Consider the following 223-nt stretch of genomic DNA (forward strand, 5'->3'; position numbering starts at 1 on the left):
GACACAGGTGGTCAGGTAGAGAATACCCAGGCGCTTGAGAGAACTCGGGTGAAGGAACTAGGCAAAATGGTGCCGTAACTTCGGGAGAAGGCACGCTGGCACGTAGGTGAAGGGACTTGCTCCTGGAGCTGAAGCCAGTCGCAGATACCAGCTGGCTGCAACTGTTTAATAAAAACACAGCACTGTGCAAACACGAAAGTGGACGTATACGGTGTGACGCCTG

At 53.4% G+C, this 223-nt stretch carries 1 rRNA gene; it reads left to right on the forward strand.

Annotated elements, in window-relative coordinates:
* Positions 1-223, forward strand: a 23S ribosomal RNA gene (locus tag WG891_RS27220); the annotation flags it as partial.

Origin of the sequence: Serratia sp. MMO-28 (genome assembly GCF_037199905.1) — a bacterium.
Taxonomy (GTDB): Bacteria; Pseudomonadota; Gammaproteobacteria; order Enterobacterales; family Enterobacteriaceae; genus Chania; species Chania oryzae.